Source organism: Streptococcus sp. 343_SSPC (assembly GCF_001072385.1).
Lineage (GTDB): Bacteria > Bacillota > Bacilli > Lactobacillales > Streptococcaceae > Streptococcus.
In genome coordinates, this window is record NZ_JVKU01000013.1 from 1 (window position 1) to 16,515 (window position 16,515).

General features: G+C 39.1%; 12 protein-coding genes. All 12 read right to left on the reverse strand.

From position 1 onward, the window contains the following. Positions 1 to 963, reverse strand: a 963-nt coding sequence (locus ADH27_RS03050; protein ID WP_048715593.1) for a GBS Bsp-like repeat-containing protein, incomplete at its 3' end; no start/stop codon positions are given. Between the two features lie 252 nt (positions 964 to 1,215). Further along, positions 1,216 to 5,022 carry a GBS Bsp-like repeat-containing protein gene (locus ADH27_RS03055; protein WP_065426892.1) on the reverse strand — a complete coding sequence of 1,269 codons (3,807 nt, stop codon included), beginning with the start codon at positions 5,020 to 5,022 and terminating at the stop codon, positions 1,216 to 1,218. Between the two features lie 142 nt (positions 5,023 to 5,164). After that, on the reverse strand, positions 5,165 to 6,217 hold the full coding sequence (locus ADH27_RS03060; RefSeq protein WP_048715595.1) for a sugar transferase: 1,053 nt from the start codon (positions 6,215 to 6,217) through the stop codon (positions 5,165 to 5,167). 10 nt (positions 6,218 to 6,227) lie between these two features. Next, complete coding sequence (locus ADH27_RS03065) at positions 6,228 to 7,220, reverse strand: stealth family protein (protein WP_048715597.1); 993 nt, start codon at positions 7,218 to 7,220, stop codon at positions 6,228 to 6,230. Beyond that, a complete protein-coding gene (gene glf / locus ADH27_RS03070; RefSeq protein WP_048715599.1) occupies positions 7,217 to 8,317 on the reverse strand; it encodes a UDP-galactopyranose mutase in 1,101 nt (366 codons plus the stop codon). Before glf ends, ADH27_RS03065 begins: the two co-directional genes overlap by 4 nt. Before the next feature lie 20 nt (positions 8,318 to 8,337). Next, positions 8,338 to 9,336, reverse strand: a complete 999-nt coding sequence (locus ADH27_RS03075; RefSeq protein WP_048715601.1) for an acyltransferase — start codon at positions 9,334 to 9,336, stop codon at positions 8,338 to 8,340. After that, positions 9,333 to 10,754 (reverse strand): flippase, encoded by a 1,422-nt coding sequence (locus ADH27_RS03080; RefSeq protein WP_048715603.1) that lies wholly within the window; start codon positions 10,752 to 10,754, stop codon positions 9,333 to 9,335. The genes ADH27_RS03075 and ADH27_RS03080 overlap by 4 nt, the downstream gene beginning before the upstream one ends. A 49-nt stretch (positions 10,755 to 10,803) precedes the next feature. Then, positions 10,804 to 11,979: a polymerase gene (locus ADH27_RS03085; protein ID WP_193389715.1), complete on the reverse strand. Its 1,176-nt coding sequence runs from the start codon at positions 11,977 to 11,979 to the stop codon at positions 10,804 to 10,806. Between the two features lie 78 nt (positions 11,980 to 12,057). Then, the gene (locus ADH27_RS03090) at positions 12,058 to 13,044 is read right to left on the reverse strand and encodes a glycosyltransferase family 2 protein (RefSeq protein WP_048715605.1); all 987 of its coding nucleotides are present in this window, start codon (positions 13,042 to 13,044) and stop codon (positions 12,058 to 12,060) included. 19 nt (positions 13,045 to 13,063) lie between these two features. After that, positions 13,064 to 14,038 carry a glycosyltransferase gene (locus tag ADH27_RS03095; protein ID WP_048715607.1) on the reverse strand — a complete coding sequence of 325 codons (975 nt, stop codon included), beginning with the start codon at positions 14,036 to 14,038 and terminating at the stop codon, positions 13,064 to 13,066. Positions 14,039 to 14,171: 133 nt separating this feature from the next. Next, on the reverse strand, positions 14,172 to 15,320 hold the full coding sequence (locus ADH27_RS03100) for a glycosyltransferase family 4 protein (protein WP_048715609.1): 1,149 nt from the start codon (positions 15,318 to 15,320) through the stop codon (positions 14,172 to 14,174). Between the two features lie 2 nt (positions 15,321 to 15,322). Continuing rightward, positions 15,323 to 16,495 carry a beta 1-4 rhamnosyltransferase Cps2T gene (cps2T, locus tag ADH27_RS03105; RefSeq protein WP_048715611.1) on the reverse strand — a complete coding sequence of 391 codons (1,173 nt, stop codon included), beginning with the start codon at positions 16,493 to 16,495 and terminating at the stop codon, positions 15,323 to 15,325. Positions 16,496 to 16,515: the final 20 nt, after the last annotated feature.

Below are 16,515 nucleotides of genomic sequence, written 5' to 3' on the forward strand. Positions count from 1 at the left end.
TTGATCTACATAGTAGACATGAACATTGTATTTGCCATCATCATTTTTATGATCTGAAGCTTTGATGGTAGCACGGTAGCTGCCGTCACTTTGACGAATCGCTTTGTGCCAAACAAGATCATCTTGCCAGTTCTTGTCTGACCAAGTTGGGATCAAGACTTCTTTCAATCCATTTGGAGCTACTACATTGCGAATAACTGCATCAAATGTGCCCGTCTCGACATTATTATTTTCAATTGTTAGCGTGCCACTTGGTTTTACGTGGTGTACTTCTGTAGTGGTTTCTGTGATGTAGTTTCGTTTGTCAGCTTGATCTACATAATAAACATGGACATTGTATTTACCATCTTCATTTTTATGATCTGAGGCTTTGATAGTAGCTCGGTAGCTGCCATCACTTTGACGGACTGCCTTGTGCCATACTAGATCATCCTGCCAGTTCTTGTCCGACCATGTTGGAACCAAGACTTCTTTTAATCCATTCGGGGCTACTACGTTGCGAATAACTGCATCAAAGATGCCTGTCTCTGTATTGTTATTTTCAATTGTTAGCGTACCACTTGGTTTCTGTACTTCATCTATCGGTAAACTATTATTTTCTGCATCTACCACTCGTGCGCGTGCGCCGTATGGGGCGCGACTAGCTACCACAGTAGGTGCTGGTTGCTCTAATGAACCCTTCTCGTCAGTGACCTGCTCAGATGACTGATTGTCACTAACAGTCTGTGTGACAGGTGCTATCGCTGTTGCAACGGTATTTTCTGTCTGAACACCTTTCTTAACTCCCACTCCTTCGTTCACAGTATTCTGTGCTTCTGATGAAGTTGTTGTATTTGCAACGACAGCTGATGTATTTTCTGGTGTTTGATTGGACGAATGTTGCTCATCAGCTTTGACTTGTTGTGTCGAAAAAGCTAACAAAACGGCTGTCCCAGCATAAAAAATAAGATCTTTCTTTTTCATGTATCTTCCCTTACAATTTTTTTACGGATTGTACCCACGTAGTAGTATTATAGCACAAACCACCGGATCAAGGAACCTCTATAAAAAGTATAAGTTGAAGTAGAAAAAAAAGTTCTCGGTTGATTCAGTAAGTCCCTATATTTTTAAATTAAAAACGAGCATCTCCGTCTATGAGAATACTCGTTTTTCCAAAACAAAATGGATTATACCTGATTGCCATTGAATAAAATTTACTTACTTTTTTAGAAATAGCTAAGCAAAAACACTGAAAAATGGTGATCCTAATTTTGCATCAATTGGATCTGTACTTTTTACCGAGAAGATGTAATCAATAGAATGCCAACCGTTATTAGCAGGGTTGAATGGATCTCTTACATAAGTTTTCCCATTATCGTAGCCCTGCAAGACAATTTCATGCGTATAAGGAGCATTGATAAAGATGCTTTCCTCAACTGCAGCAAGAACGTGTTTTCCTGATACTAAGGTAGCTGCAATTGCATCTTTCCCTGTAAGCATTTGGCTCGTCAATCCCCAATGCTTAGTAGCAGCCACTAGTCCATCTGCATCAGTTCCAGCTACAGCAATTTTATTAAAGGAATTGGTGTTGTGATACAGATAATCCGCTACTGTCGTTGGTAGTACTTCTCTTCCGAGAATATCCGTAAATGCCATCGCTAAAGAGGTTGGAACACACCCTGATTGGTCCATATTACTCACACCATACCATTTTGCTCCCCAACGAGGGTCCCGTTGAGAATAATAGGTTGTTTGTGGATTTACCTTTTGATTTCGTGGAGACAAGGCTGTCTGACCGAGGTTAAAACCTTCAACTCCCCCATCTTTGTAGTCTACATAGACGTGAGTGGTATAGTTGCCCGCTTCATTACCGTGATTATTGGCAGAGACAGTGATCTCTGTGTGCATACCTGTCGGTGTTGCGGAATACCAGTAAAGATTTTCTTGATGAGCTTTAGACCAAGCTGCAACACGAATATTCTTAATCTGACGTCCCTGAGGTGCTTGATCTACAGCTACCGTATAGGTTCCGTTCGTTGTATTAACATTCTTGATAGAAGCTTGCGTCTTGGTCTGGGCATTTCGGAACTCCACTTCTGTAGTCGTTGTACCAGCACCCACACGAGAGCCATCGTTTTGAATATAGTAAAGGTGAACATGGTACTTACCAGTAGAGTTCTTGTGATCGCTCGCTTTGACCGATACCTTGTAGTCTCCATTTGATTGGCGAGCCGCCTCATACCAGCGGATGTCGTCTTGGCCATCCTTATCAGACCAAGTTGGGACTTGCACAGTCCGAACACCTTTAGGGCTGTAAACATCCTTGATAATGACGTCAAAGGTACCTGTATCCTTGTTATTATTTTGGATTAAGAGAGTACCAGAAAGACGGGCTTGACGCACTTCTGTCGTGGTTTCTGTAATATAGTTTCGTAGGTTATTTTGATCTACATAATAAACATGGACATTGTATTTACCATCTTCATTTTTATGATCTGAGGCTTTGATGGTTGCACGGTAGCTACCGTCACTTTGACGGACTGCTTTGTACCATACTAGATCATCTTGCCAGTTCTTGTCTGACCAGGTTGGGATCAAGACTTCTTTTAATCCATTTGGAGCTACTACATTGCGAATAACTGCATCAAAGGTGCCTGTTATAGTATTGTTATTCTCAATCGTTAACGTGCCGCTTGGTTTTACGTGATGTACTTCTGTAGCGGTTTCTGTAATGTAGTTTCGTTTGTCCATTTGATCTACATAATAGACATGGACATGGTACTTACCATCTTCATTTTTGTGATCTGAGGCTTTGATGGTAGCTCGGTAGCTGCCGTCACTTTGACGGACTGCCTTATGCCATACTAGATCGTCTTGCCAGTTCTTGTCTGACCAGGTTGGAACCAAGACTTCTTTTAATCCATTCGGGGCTACTACATTACGAATAACTGCATCAAAGGTACCCATCTCAACATTATTATTTTCAATCGTTAACGTGCCACTTGGTTTTACGTGGTGCACTTCTGTCGTAGTCTTTGCAATGTATGTTGTGGTTTCTGTGATGTAGTTTCGTTGGTTATTTTGATCAACAAAGTAGACATGGACGTTGTACTTACCATCTTCATTCTTATGATCACTCGCTTTGATCGTTGCACGATAACTGCCATCACTTTGACGGACCGCTTTGTGCCATACTAGATCGTCTTGCCAGTTCTTGTCCGACCAGGTTGGAACCAAGACTTCTTTCAAGCCATTTGGTGCAACAACATTGCGAATAACTGCATCAAAGGTGCCTGTCTCTGTATTGTTATTTTCAATCGTTACAGTTCCACTTGGTTTTACGTGGTGCACTTCTGTCTTGGTCTCTGTGATGTAGTTTCGTTTGTCAGCTTGATCTACATAATAAACATGGACATTGTATTTACCATCTTCATTTTTATGATCTGAGGCTTTGATAGTTGCACGGTAGCTGCCGTCACTTTGACGGACTGCTTTATGCCATACTAGATCGTCTTGCCAGTTCTTGTCCGACCAGGTTGGGATCAAGACTTCCTTCAATCCATTTGGAGCTACTACATTGCGAATAACTGCATCAAAGGTACCTGTCTCTGTATTGTTATTTTCAATCGTTACAGTGCCGCTTGGTTTTAAATCCTCTGGTCGTTTCCCAATATAAACGTTTGTCGTTGTTCCACCCACACCCGTCATTTGTCCATTATTCTGAACATAGTAAAGGTGAACATTGTAAAGACCGGTTGAGTTTTTATGGGCCGCTGCTTTTACATTGACGGTATAGGTCCCATTTGCTTGACGGTTAGCTGTATACCAAACAAGGTCATCTTGACCGCCTGTTTCTGACCAGATTGGGACAGAAACGGTTCGAACTCCATTTGGTGCCTTAACATTTGAGATGACAACATCAAAGCGGCCCGTCATAGAATCGTTATTGACAATGTCAATCTTCCCACTTAAGCTGCCTTCTGTCGGGTCTGCTGCAAGTTTTGCGTTCGCTGTAAAGCGACCGGTATAGTCCACACTGTGGTCAAAGAGGTGTTTTCCTGGAAGCAATTCCGCTTGAGAAGTGAACTGCCACGCACCAGCTTTCCCATTGTAACGCAAGCTTTTCGCATCGTTTACAGACAATTTTGGAGAAGGGTATTGGGCAACCCAGAAATTCTGAAGTCCAAATTGAGCGGTGTTGACAGGACCTTTCTTGCGAAGGTTGTTTTCATCCAACCAGCTAGCACTGGTGTAGAACATTAAGTTGGTGTAGCCATTTTTACGCATTTCGTCCGCCCAAGCTTGGGTGTTACGGTTAATGTTTGGCTGCATCTTAGCATCCTCAAAGTCATTGACCATGAGGGTGTTCTTTGGAAGATTCAACCGTTGCGCAGCCGCAATATAGAATTGTGCCTCTGCACGCGCTACTTCTTCAGAAGTATAGCGAGAGAAGTGGTAGGTCGATACTTGCAGACCCGCAGCTTGTGCATTGCGAATTTGGTTCTCCGCATTCGGGTTCTTGTACCAAGTGTCTTCTGTCAATTTGACAACGACACCGCCCACGCCCTTATTAGCTAAGGTACGGTAGTCACCAATACTAATCTCTCCGTTGTGGCTACTCACATCAACGAATGATTTTGGCTGAACTGCTACATCCGTAGAGCGACTAGCTGGAGCGTTTGAACCCGTATTGAAAAAGGTGGTGCTTCCTGCATCAGACTGAAGAGGAGTTTCTTCTGTCCTCTCAGTAGGCGCTACTTCTGTGGCCTTCTCCACAGATGGGGTCCCACTTTCTGAAGCCGCGACCTTGCTCGCAGGTGACACAGGCTGCTCAGTCACATTTGCTGGTGCTGCATAGTTGCTTGCGACAGGTGCTACCGACTTTTCAGAAACGGCTACTTCTGGCGCTTTTTCAGCTTGGACTTGGTTGCCTTCAGTAGTAGCGGCCTCATTTAAAACCAGCTCATCTGCACTGACTCCCTGAGCAGATACAGCCATCAAGACTGCCGCTCCGGCATAAAAAATAAGATCTTTCTTTTTCATATAAACTTCCCTTTATACAAATTTTATACGTAAATCATTTTACCACACGGTTTCAGCGATGAAAAGTTTTATAAGGCAATTTTTAAAATTAGTGATATTTTTTAAAAACTAAAAAAAGAAGTCCTTCTGACTTCTTTTGATCTTATGCTAAATGCTTTAAGGCTGTCTTTAAGTAGTGACCATCTCGGATTTCTTGGCCAACACGCTTGGCATTTTCAACCAAGGTTCTGTAAGCCTCATCTGAAAGATTTTCAATGGTTGCCTTCAAGTCATGAAGAGACTCTACTGCAATCCCGCAACCCTTCTCAAGTACAAAGTGAGACAAAGCCGACTGCTTCCACACCACAAGCGGGAAGCCCGATGCTAGATAAAGCGACGCTTTGTGAGAGTTGTTGTAGCGAAGGTACTCGCCAAAAACACCACTACAGGTTTCCGCACTATCCCCATCCCAAACTAATCCAAAACCACCCTCAAGAGCAGCAGGAAGTTCATCTGGTAGAAAGGAACCAAAGTAGGTTTCATTTGCAAGTGCTCTAGTCTTATCAAAGCCAACACCATAAAGGTTATATGCAGGTTCAGCAGGAAGTGAGTATAGATAGCCAGCTTTTTCTTGTGCCAAATTACCTGCCACAATCATCGGCTGGTCTTTTGTTTGGCCACTCTTCTCTTGGAAATTTGGAATCAAATAGTCAAAAATGCCAAGACTGACAATCTTATCTTCCACCACTCCTTTATCCACCAAAACTGACTTCATAATAGGATTATGGGCAATAATGCCATCAGCTGCACCAAGAAGACCTGATTCTTGAACCTGAATACGAATCTTGTGCTTTAAAGGGAAATTCTCAACATTGACATAACGAAGAGCTTCTAAATCGTGGATAATAAAATTAACTTTTACCCCTTTTTTCTGCGCTTTCTTGACATGATGTGTCGTAAAAAAGCTATGGTGAAGCATTGGGAATTGAATAAGCAATTCATCTCCTTGTTGCAATTGATCCAAAGCCTGACCAAAAGCCTTTGATTTATGAAGCTGTGCTTTAACCGTGCTCATCTCGTACCAATTGTCAACTGAAAGAACCAAGGCTTGATAGCCCTCTCTCTTTACAATTTCTTCAACGTCATTACGTGCCTTGTTACCCGCATTTTTTACATTGTTATCGTGTAAAAATTCTTCTTTTAAATAGTATTTCATCTCTTATTTCTCATTTTTCAAAAGCTGATTTTTCAGGATAGCGTTCTTTCAAGATTTCCTTAAAACGAATGATATTCTCCTCTTTAATGTCAACATCATCATTCACACAAATCAGTTTTTTATGTTTGTCTTTAAAGATACTCTCTAACCGATCTACTTGATTTAAATCTATCGACACTCCAAAATTCTTTGACATAGGGTAAAACTGATTACTTTCAATTTGCCAATGTTGACAGATATATTGATTAACATCTACTCCGTAGTCTCTAATTTTATTTCGTGACGTTTTATCTAGCGTTTCTTCTTCAATTTCCCATAAATGTGCCAAGGTACTCTTCTTCATTGGAACAGGCACATGCTGATTTACGTATCCAGTCGGCCCCCAAGGCAGGAGTAGCAAGTTTTTCAAAAGCAAAGACCCATAACGGAAATTAAAGAATTTCCAAGGTGAAGATTTTAAAGCCTTCTTATTAGGAAAATGACGATAAATTAATTCAACATTATTGTGATAAGTGTTCGTAAACGGCGACCAAGGAACCAAAGCATCGTATACTGCTAAAAGCTTGGGTTGTCCATTCTTATAAAAATCGGAAGGTTGACTGTCTCTAATCAAGTACATATCATCATTGAAATAGAGATAGTTTTCCAACAAGCCTTCAATCCGATGGAGATTAAGTTCAATAGCCGCTGAATTATAAGTAGGTAGATACTCTTTTGGCATAAATTCTTTATGAGTGACCAACTTGAGTTTTGGATGCTCCAAGTTCAACCATTCCGGTTTTTGTCCATTGGTGACTAAGTAAACATGATTGACCCAAGGAGCGTGCTTTTCAATCATTCGAAACCAATAATTAAAAATGCCGTAATCACGATAACGTTGCTCTCCGTCGATTTCTTGGTCTATTTCTGACATTTGACCTGTCACGGCTTGTTTCTCGCGGATAAACTCAGGATCACTTCCGTCGACCCAAAGAACCACGATATCAATTTTTTCTTGTGTCATTTAGTAAATTCTTTCTCAACGACTTCCAAAGCACGCTCTATAACCACGTGCATGTCGTAGTATTTATAGTCTGCCAGGCGTCCACAGAAGATAACCTTGTCATTTTTAGCGGCTTCTTTTTGATACTTGGCAAACATAGCGTTGTTCTTTTCGTCGTTGATTGGGTAGTAGGGTTCATCTCCACGTTTCCAATCAGCTGGATACTCACGGGTGATAACTGTCTTCGGTTGAGTACCGTATTCGAAGTGCTTGTGCTCGATGATCCGAGTGTAAGGAATCTTACGCTCGGTATAGTTGACCACGGCATTCCCTTGATGATTTTCCTCATCCAAGATTTCATGTTCGAAACGCAGGCTACGATATTCCAACTCCCCATGTTTGTAGTCAAAGTACTGGTCAATCATCCCTGTAAAGACAACTTTATCAGCTGAAGCTTCAAGCTCTTCACGATTGGCGAAGAAATCAACCCCAAGCTCTACTTCTACATCGCCCAGCATGTTTTCAATGATGACGTTGTATCCACCGATTGGAATTCCTTGGTAACGGTCATTAAAGTAGTTATTATCAAAGGTCAAACGAACTGGAAGGCGCTTGATGATAAATGGTGGAAGGTCTGTTGCAGAGCGGCCCCATTGTTTTTCTGTATAGCCCTTGATCAATTTTTCGTAGATATCTGGACCAATCAACTTGATGGCTTGTTCTTCCAAGTTTTTCGGCTCAACATCTTTCATGTCAGCCGTTTGCTCCGCAATCTTGTCCTTGACTTCTTGAGGAGTCTTTGTTCCCCACATGCCATAGAAGGTATTCATGTTGAAGGGAAGATTATAGAGGCTCCCCTTGTAGTTAGCCACCGGCGAGTTGATATAGTTATTGAATTCAGCAAATTGATTGACATAATCCCAGACTTTTTTATTTGAAGTATGGAAAATGTGGGCACCGTACTTGTGAACATTGATTCCTTCAACATTTTCACAGTAAATATTTCCGCCAAAGTGATTACGCTTGTCAATCACTTTTACTTTTTTGCCACGCTTGGTTGCCTCATGAGCAAAAATTGCCCCCGATAAACCAGCACCAACGATCAGATAGTCGTACATAGTTGTCTCCTATTAATAATTTATAATTTAACGATTCGATTGAAATAAGGGATTTTCATTAATATTCCAACCACAATAAAACTTACACTCAATGTGAAGATGAGAAAAAGCAAATGTGCTCCTGCAAAACTAAATCCAACTGATTTCTCCCACACTTTCATAACATATGTATGTATAATGAAAACACCCATAGTTTGATTAGAAAGATAGATTATCCATCTGTTTTTATCTGTATTTAAATCAAACGTCAGCACCGTCAAAAAAGTCCCTAAACTTATAACTTTCACAAAAATACTATCATAAAAATATTCAGCAAAAAGATTATGGTGAATATACTTCGCTAGCATAAATAAGATTAATGGTGAAGCAAATAGTAAAACTACGGTTATTTCTTTCATCCAACTCCTAAAACATTTTTTAAGAGTATCCAAGCTAAATTGTGCTAGAAATCCACCTAAAATATAATAGAAAAACCAGGTCCATAATCTAAATGTCTGTATAACATAAACTTGAACTGGCATTTGAAGTAAAATATTTGTCAGCTCAACTACCAAACCGATAATTACCAGTACAGAAAGAATCAACAAATACCGTTTTTTTGATTTTAGAAATTTTTTCAAAATTGGTAGACACAAGTAAATAAGAATTAAAGCACCAAAAAACCAAAACTGGAAAAAATAACCTCTTTGTAACAAAGAACCCAAAACTTTTTTTATTGGGTTTTCTGAAAAATCCCTCTTATAAATCCAAATGATTAAAGTCCATATCGATACGGTTACAAGAATCCATTTTATTTTTTGCAGGATGTATGAATAGCTTATTCCATTTTTTCCCAATAACAAATAGCCATTTACCATAAAAAATAGCGGAATTGAATAGGTACCTAAGTAATATAAGTATGTTAAGTAATTCCAAGATCCAGTTTCTTTAAATCCTGGCATTGTGGTATGGAGTAGAACAACTCCTATACAAGCCATAATTTTAAGCAAATCTAGGTTTGTATTCCGTATTTTCTTCATTTCGATTGTTTTCCTATTATTTGTTTTAACTCTTTCACATCTACCACTTTCAGAACTAGAATAACAAGCAGGTAAATGAGGCCACCAAGCACTGCATACACAAGAACATTTAAAGTAGGTGAAAAATGCAAGAATGGTTTTGCACTTAGCAACAAGCCATACATTATAGCAGAAGCGAGAATAATTTTTGCCATAGCCCCAAGAATCGGTACTTCCTTGAGGTAATGACGGGTATAGTACAATTGAATTCCCCAGACCAAGGATTCTGTTAAAACCGAAACAATGGCTGCACCGATAAAACCAAAGTGAGGCAAGAAGAGCAAATTCAACCCGACACTGACAATGGCAGGAACAGTGGTCGAAATCATAAATTCTTTGTTTTTATCATGCGGGATGAGGATTTGAATCCCCATGATATTGGTCCAGCCGATAAAGAACATTCTAAAAATCATGATGGCTATGGCATAACGCGCATCCTGGAAATCCTTTCCTAGGAAGAACTGAACAAAGTCATCATTGACAATCAGCATGCCGGCAATGATCGGGAAAATGACCAAATTATAAATCAAAAAGGACATTTGGTGCATCTTGTTGACAGCCTTGTGGTCCCCTGAGGATAAGAGGCTCGATACCCGAGGCAACATGACACTTCCCAGTGAGGTCACTAGGGTCAGCAAAATATTGACCAATTTCAAGGCCTGATCATAGATCCCCACATCCTTTGTAGAGGCGAGAGCCCCCAGCATGGTCCGGTCAAGGGTGACATAGAGGGAAATAGCAATCTGCGGTAAAAAAAGCAAAATGACCGGTTTTAAATGCACCCGTGCATAAGCCATATCAAAATGGGCTTTCCCAATAAATTCACGGGCGGGCAACCACATACTGAGCTGACCTAATAATTCAAAGATCGTTAGTAAGAATACATAGAGATAAAGATCATTAGCAGACTTAACAAACAAGAAGATGGAGATGACTCCAACCAGTTTGACCGTGATGTTCCGAATCGTAATCTTGCGAAAGTCCTCTAAGCCCTGAAAGAGCCAGGAAATATCGAGCCCTTTTGATACTAAGCTAAGGCCCAAGATATAGGCAACAGGATTTTGCATGGAAGGAAGCGCCAAGCAAAGCAAGAGATAGAGTAAAATGGAGACAAAGGTCGCGCCTAACTGGAGAGTATAAATCCCCCAGAAATTCTTTTGGATGTCCTTGCGGTGTCCTGAGATCTCCTTGGTTCCATAATTGGCTACTCCTAGGGTCGCTAAAAGGATAAAGTAGGTGACAATGGAGTTGAAATAGCCGTAAGTCCCTAAGTCATCTGAACTAAAAACCCGTGTCACATAAGGTGTGGTGATAATCGGTAGAATAATCACTAGCAACTGGTAGGAGAGATTATAGGCGTAATTTTTAAGAACTTTCATAAGGATGTAACTCGTCTTAATCTTTCTTTTTAACTGGACTTAACTCTTTTTATTCAATTTTATTATCTGGATTCATAATAAACAATCGACTGATGAACAAAATTAACGGAGAGTAGCGAAGAACCAACATCTGAGGATCGAACATTCCATGGATAATCATAATTCCTAGGCAAGCCAGTACGATATCTTTTTGAATGGATATGAAATATTTCATAACTTTAGTAAGAGCAAACAACATGAAGGCACTGACAATCAAGCCATCAATAACCAATAATTGAACAAAAGAGCTATCAATATAATTGTAATTACTAGTGAAATTTCCAAACATATCAAGAGTTGTAAAGGAAATTGGTTGCCCTAACCAAGATACACCAAAATTTCGGAAACCATCCACACTGAGACGCAAACGATTATGCGTAAATTGATCGACTAAGTGAAATAAATTGCCAGATGAATAAAAACAAAAATACAAGATAACCGCTAAAGCTACAATAAAACCGTACTGCGCAAGTGCCTTTGACAAGAAATTTCCAATGATAAACTCTTTTTTAAAGATTTTAATACTCAACAAGGCATAGGTTAGTATCAAAATACTTAAGTAAAATGGACTAGATGTCGAAGTTTGTTGGTACATATAAATCGTAGCCAAGAGTAAGGCCAACAATTCAAGATACGAAATTCTTTTACCCCGAAACATCAGATAAGTACACAAGGCAAAGAACAGTCTCTGTGATGCAAATGATACATAGTTAAATCCTAGACTAAAACGGTAGCCACCATCTGCATTCATAAACATATTGGTAATCATACCTTTTTGACTGGCATAAATTGTCAAACAAAGCACCAGGAATGTCGCCACAGAAAAAGTTCCTAATAATTTCCTAAAATCAATATCTCTAGCGGAAAAAACAAGAAGCAACACATTTATATCTAACAATCCATCGCGATTTTTTGCAACTATAAACATTGCAATAAAAAATGCCGTTACTATTAATAATTGTTGCCAATGAAATCTAAAGTAATATAGCGTTTTCGGAAAGTTCATCAACTCCTTTATCAACAGCATAATAATTGTAAAGTAAAGGAGTAAACGATAAAGCGATAGAAAACCATCTAATCGAACAAAATAAGTGGTTGTGACTAACGAAGCGACAACAACCCATATAAACAAGGTAAATAAATAAATTTTTTCTGAGATAAAACGATTGTTCATCACAACAGTCATCCAAACCTTTCAATCATGATCATATAGTCTTATTACCGGTATCTATAAAAACCTCTCACAACTAAATAGCGAATTTCCCTATTTTATCAAGGTTTGCAGTTTTTTTAAAAAAATTACTGTCAGATACATTCTGAAATGTAATAACCGTCTAACTAGAGGGTGAAGCGGAGAAGTAGATTTTTTTATCAATGAAAACATCTCTTGATTTCTACACAAGACCTCAACATAGTGTCGTTTTTTAGAAAGAGACATCTTTTGCTTTGATATGTTCTGAATATTACTCATCAGGATGCGCGCCTTTATTTGATCTATAAATTGATCATCTTGGATATTCCAACTTGTCATCAACTGATCAACTTTTCCTAGTTCTTCCAATTGATAGTTCATCCTATTAGGATGATACTGTCCCATCGCAGAATCTATTCTTCCTGAAATATAGACATAATAACAAGATTTCACCAAGAGAACTGAATTGACATGTTGATAAACATTAAAATTGAAACGAACATCTTCTCCCAATTCATAGGATTCAAAAACAATTTGATGTTCCTCCAGAAATTCTCTACGGTAAATTTTATTCCAAACAGTATACATCATGTCTGTTAACCATAATTCTTGAAAAAGCGCAATAAAATCACTCTTGTCTTTTTTTCCTTCAGCAGGAAGTATTTTTGCCGATCGATCTATTTCTGATAAATTCTTTTCAATCGAATTATAGTAACTAAACACCAATAAGTCTAATTGTGAATCTAATTGACTTTCCACATCTGAAAATAGATTTCCCACAAGATAGTCATCCGCATCCACAAAACAAATAAACTCGCCTTTCGCTTTGGATAAGCCAAAATTACGTGCCGGACCAACACCATGGTTTTCAATATGATAGACAGAGATATTTGCGTACTCATTAGCATAAATATCGCAAATACTACCACTACGATCTGTAGAACCATTATCTACCACTATAATCTCCAAGTCATCATAATTCTGAGAAATAACACTTTTTAAACAACGCTCAATGTATTTCTCAACGTTATAGACTGGAATAATAACAGAGTATTTCAAATTAAACTCCTAAATCATATCAGAAAATGTTTTGTATACTGAAGGCTAGTTTTAATACTTTAAGTCTAAACAGTATATATTTTAACTTATTTGGTTGGTCTTTCATTTGAGAAAGAGAAACATTATTCTTAAGTAATTCTTGTTTCACTTCATTAGTAATGTCTATATATTTTTTATCTAATTTAGATTTATATAAACTTGCCAAGATATGAGTCAAGCCATTCACATAATATAGCTGTGAAATTTGTAATTCTTCTTGATTCAACTGTGAACGAACAAAAGTAGAATAAAAAACTTCTTTGTAGAACCCAAACATATCTCTAAACTTCTTCTCATTCCAAGACTGTGTAATGGAATCCGGGTTATCGATTAAGTAGTGATAGTACTTCTGATTTGTCGCATAAACCCTCTTTGCTGAAAGAAAAAGCTTGTAATTAGTACCAAGATCCTCATAGTATTTACCAATTGGAAACTGAATGTTATGATCAGTGAATAAGGATTTCCGATAGACTTTGTCGTTAGCAAAACCAGTAATATAACTATGCTTCAGCATTTGCACAAAAGCATCCTTCCCGTCAAAGACTTGAGTCTCTACTGAATCCGAAACTATAACATCTTCTTCACCTTTGACAAACTCACGATTAAAAGAAATAATATCAAATTTTTGAGATTCAAGCGCTTCTGCCAAGGCTATAAAGGTATCTGGCTCAAGCCAATCATCTGAATCAGGAAAATAAACATATTCTCCCTTAGCCTGAGAAAGACCCGTATTTCGAGCTTCAGAAAGTCCACCATTCTCTTTATGAATGACTGAAATAAAGTCATACGCTTTAACATAGTCATTACAAATTTGAGGAGAACGATCAGTACTTCCATCATCAACAAGTATGATGTCATAGTTTTTCCATTCTTGAACAAGAATACTCTTAAGACAACGGTTTAAATACTTTTCGACATTATAAACTGGAATAACGACAGTTAAAAGTGGTTTCATATATTTTTCACCTGAACTTTTATTTTAGTCTGTATTTTCATAATCTGTTTTACTGACTTTACAACATTTAATAATAATGGTAATTCTTTAAAGCAGACAGGAAATAGTTCTATTTTTCAACCAATTTTATTTTTTAGTATTTCCTATACAACTCCGAAAAATTCCGAATATAACTTTGTAAGGAGAAGAGTTCTTTTTGACGTTTGACTGATGCCTTGCCAAATTGCTCTCTCTTCTCAGTGTTCTCGGCTAAATCTTGAATAGCCTTAGATAATTCTGCAGGCTGATTTGGTGTGGCGAGAAGACCATTTTCCCCTTCCTTGACCATTTCACAGACACCGCCATGACGGTAACCTACTATAGGTTTGCCACAAGCCATGGCTTCTAGGACGACTGTTGGTAATGGATCTGGATTGGTACTTGGCAAGACAAAGATATCAAACATATTATAGAGTTCTGTCGTCTTGCTATAATAGTCAATTCGCTTGATTTGTCCAGCTACTGGTGAGTCTGAAATAGCTTTTTCCAGCTCATCCACGCGCCACTCTTCTCCCTCAAATGCACTACCTGCTAAAAAAGCTACTGCTTTTGGATTGGTCTGTAAGATTGGAGTAACAGCTTCTAGGAAGTCCCCTTGCCCTTTCCAGGCATTCACTCGACCAACCATACCGATAACCAAAGCATCCTGTGCGATCCCAAATTGATCACGGACAGTGCTAGCATCGATTTCATGATAGACGGCATTGTCGACCCCATTATAAATAACTTGAACTTGGTCATCCTTGACATAGCGAGACTGTTTGACATGATTAGCAACGGCATTTGAAACTGTCACAATCGTATCCGCATAGCGCCCCATCAAAAAGTTGATGAAGTCAGAAATCGCTTTTGGTTTGACGATAATCTCGTGCACATGCCAAATCAAAGGAAGTTTTAACTTCCGTTTGAGATAAATTCCCTCCAGCACCGCAGTCGTATTATTGTGAATGAGGGTTATACCATTCTCCTTAGCATACTTTGCAATTTGTTTAGAGTAACTGTTATAGGAGCCAAAGTACTCAAGAATGCCTTTTGGATTAAAATATTTCCGGCGCAAGATTGGATAATCAATAACTTTAACCTTTGCACCGACCTTTTCCAATGCACTCACTAAGACACCATCGTTGGGCAAGATGACATGGGCCTCAAAGGCATTTTTATCCAACCCCTTAATAAGTTCCAACAAAACCTTGTCAGCACCATACATTTCGGCACCAGCGTGAAGATATAAAATTTTCTGCATTTCTATCCTTTAAATACTTTCTCGTAGTCAGTGACAATCTTTTCCCAAGTAAAGGCTTCAGCAATCCGTTGACTTGATTTTTGATTGAGATCTTCGATTGCTTGAGCATCCATTTGTTCAGCCTGATCAATGACATGTGCCAATTGATCTTTCTTCCAATAAAGTGCTCCATCTTCACCGACTTCACGGTTAAAGCCAACATCTAACAAGAGGTTGAGTTTAGTAGACTCGAGCGCTTCTAGAAGTGACGGATTGGTTCCACCCACCTCATGACCATGGAAGTAAGCGAAGGCATTCTCACGAATGTATTTGAGCAATTCTTGATCGTAGACTGTCCCGACAAACTTCACTCGAGGATCTTGATCAAATCCTGTATCCTTACGCAACTGTTCATAGAACTTGTTTTGTTCCACATTGGTAATGAGAACAAAGTCCTTGTCAGAGTTTGATGCCATAAAGCCACGAATCATGGCCTCATAGTTGTTCTCGGGGACAAAGCGACCTACGACAAGATAGTAATTCCCTTCGGAGACTTGCTTATCCGCAAACCAAGTCCGTACTTTCTCGTCTTCTTTACTCAGGAGCGACTTGTTTGTATCGGTTCCATAGGCGATATAGGTGGTCTTAGGTTGATACTTTGCGTAATCCTTCTGGATATAGGCTTCGATATTCTTGCTATCACAGATCAAAAGGTCAGCGTGTTTGACCATGAGTTGCTCAGAAAACTTCCAATACTTGCGGACTGGAAGACTCCACTTCGCACGAAGCCACTCATGACCATCTGGATTGACCATAAGAGTCCCACCGATAGCCTTGATTTTCTTTTTAATCCTAGAAATAAAGGGACCAATCCGGCAAGCCAAGACATAGAAGATTGGTGCCTGGTCCTTGTTTTCCTTTGCGATCTCAATCGCCTTGTTAAGTGCCGCAATATCGTAAGCAATAGCACGCGCAGGACCGATATTAGGGACGTCAATGTTATAACAGATTGCGCCATTATGCTCGAAAGTATCTGCAGTAATCCCAGATTTTGCAGAATTCTCCCGCATACAAGCCACATAGTACTGAATTTCACGGTCTTGTTGGCACTCTGTCAGCTTTTCGACAAAGGTTTCAAAACCACCATATTTCGCTGGAATTCCTTTAGAACCAACGATATAAACTGACTGTTTCATTTTTCTCCTTACATGGAAAG

Coding starts and splice junctions, on each gene's coding strand:
- ADH27_RS03055 (WP_065426892.1), bottom strand. CDS start 5,022: ATGAAAAAGAAAGATCTTATTTTTTATGCCGGAGCGGCAGTCTTGATG.
- ADH27_RS03085 (WP_193389715.1), bottom strand. CDS start 11,979: ATGACTGTTGTGATGAACAATCGTTTTATCTCAGAAAAAATTTATTTA.
- ADH27_RS03060 (WP_048715595.1), bottom strand. CDS start 6,217: ATGAAATACTATTTAAAAGAAGAATTTTTACACGATAACAATGTAAAA.
- glf (WP_048715599.1), bottom strand. CDS start 8,317: ATGTACGACTATCTGATCGTTGGTGCTGGTTTATCGGGGGCAATTTTT.
- ADH27_RS03095 (WP_048715607.1), bottom strand. CDS start 14,038: ATGAAACCACTTTTAACTGTCGTTATTCCAGTTTATAATGTCGAAAAG.
- ADH27_RS03075 (WP_048715601.1), bottom strand. CDS start 9,336: ATGAAGAAAATACGGAATACAAACCTAGATTTGCTTAAAATTATGGCT.
- ADH27_RS03065 (WP_048715597.1), bottom strand. CDS start 7,220: ATGACACAAGAAAAAATTGATATCGTGGTTCTTTGGGTCGACGGAAGT.
- cps2T (WP_048715611.1), bottom strand. CDS start 16,495: ATGAAACAGTCAGTTTATATCGTTGGTTCTAAAGGAATTCCAGCGAAA.
- ADH27_RS03080 (WP_048715603.1), bottom strand. CDS start 10,754: ATGAAAGTTCTTAAAAATTACGCCTATAATCTCTCCTACCAGTTGCTA.
- ADH27_RS03100 (WP_048715609.1), bottom strand. CDS start 15,320: ATGCAGAAAATTTTATATCTTCACGCTGGTGCCGAAATGTATGGTGCT.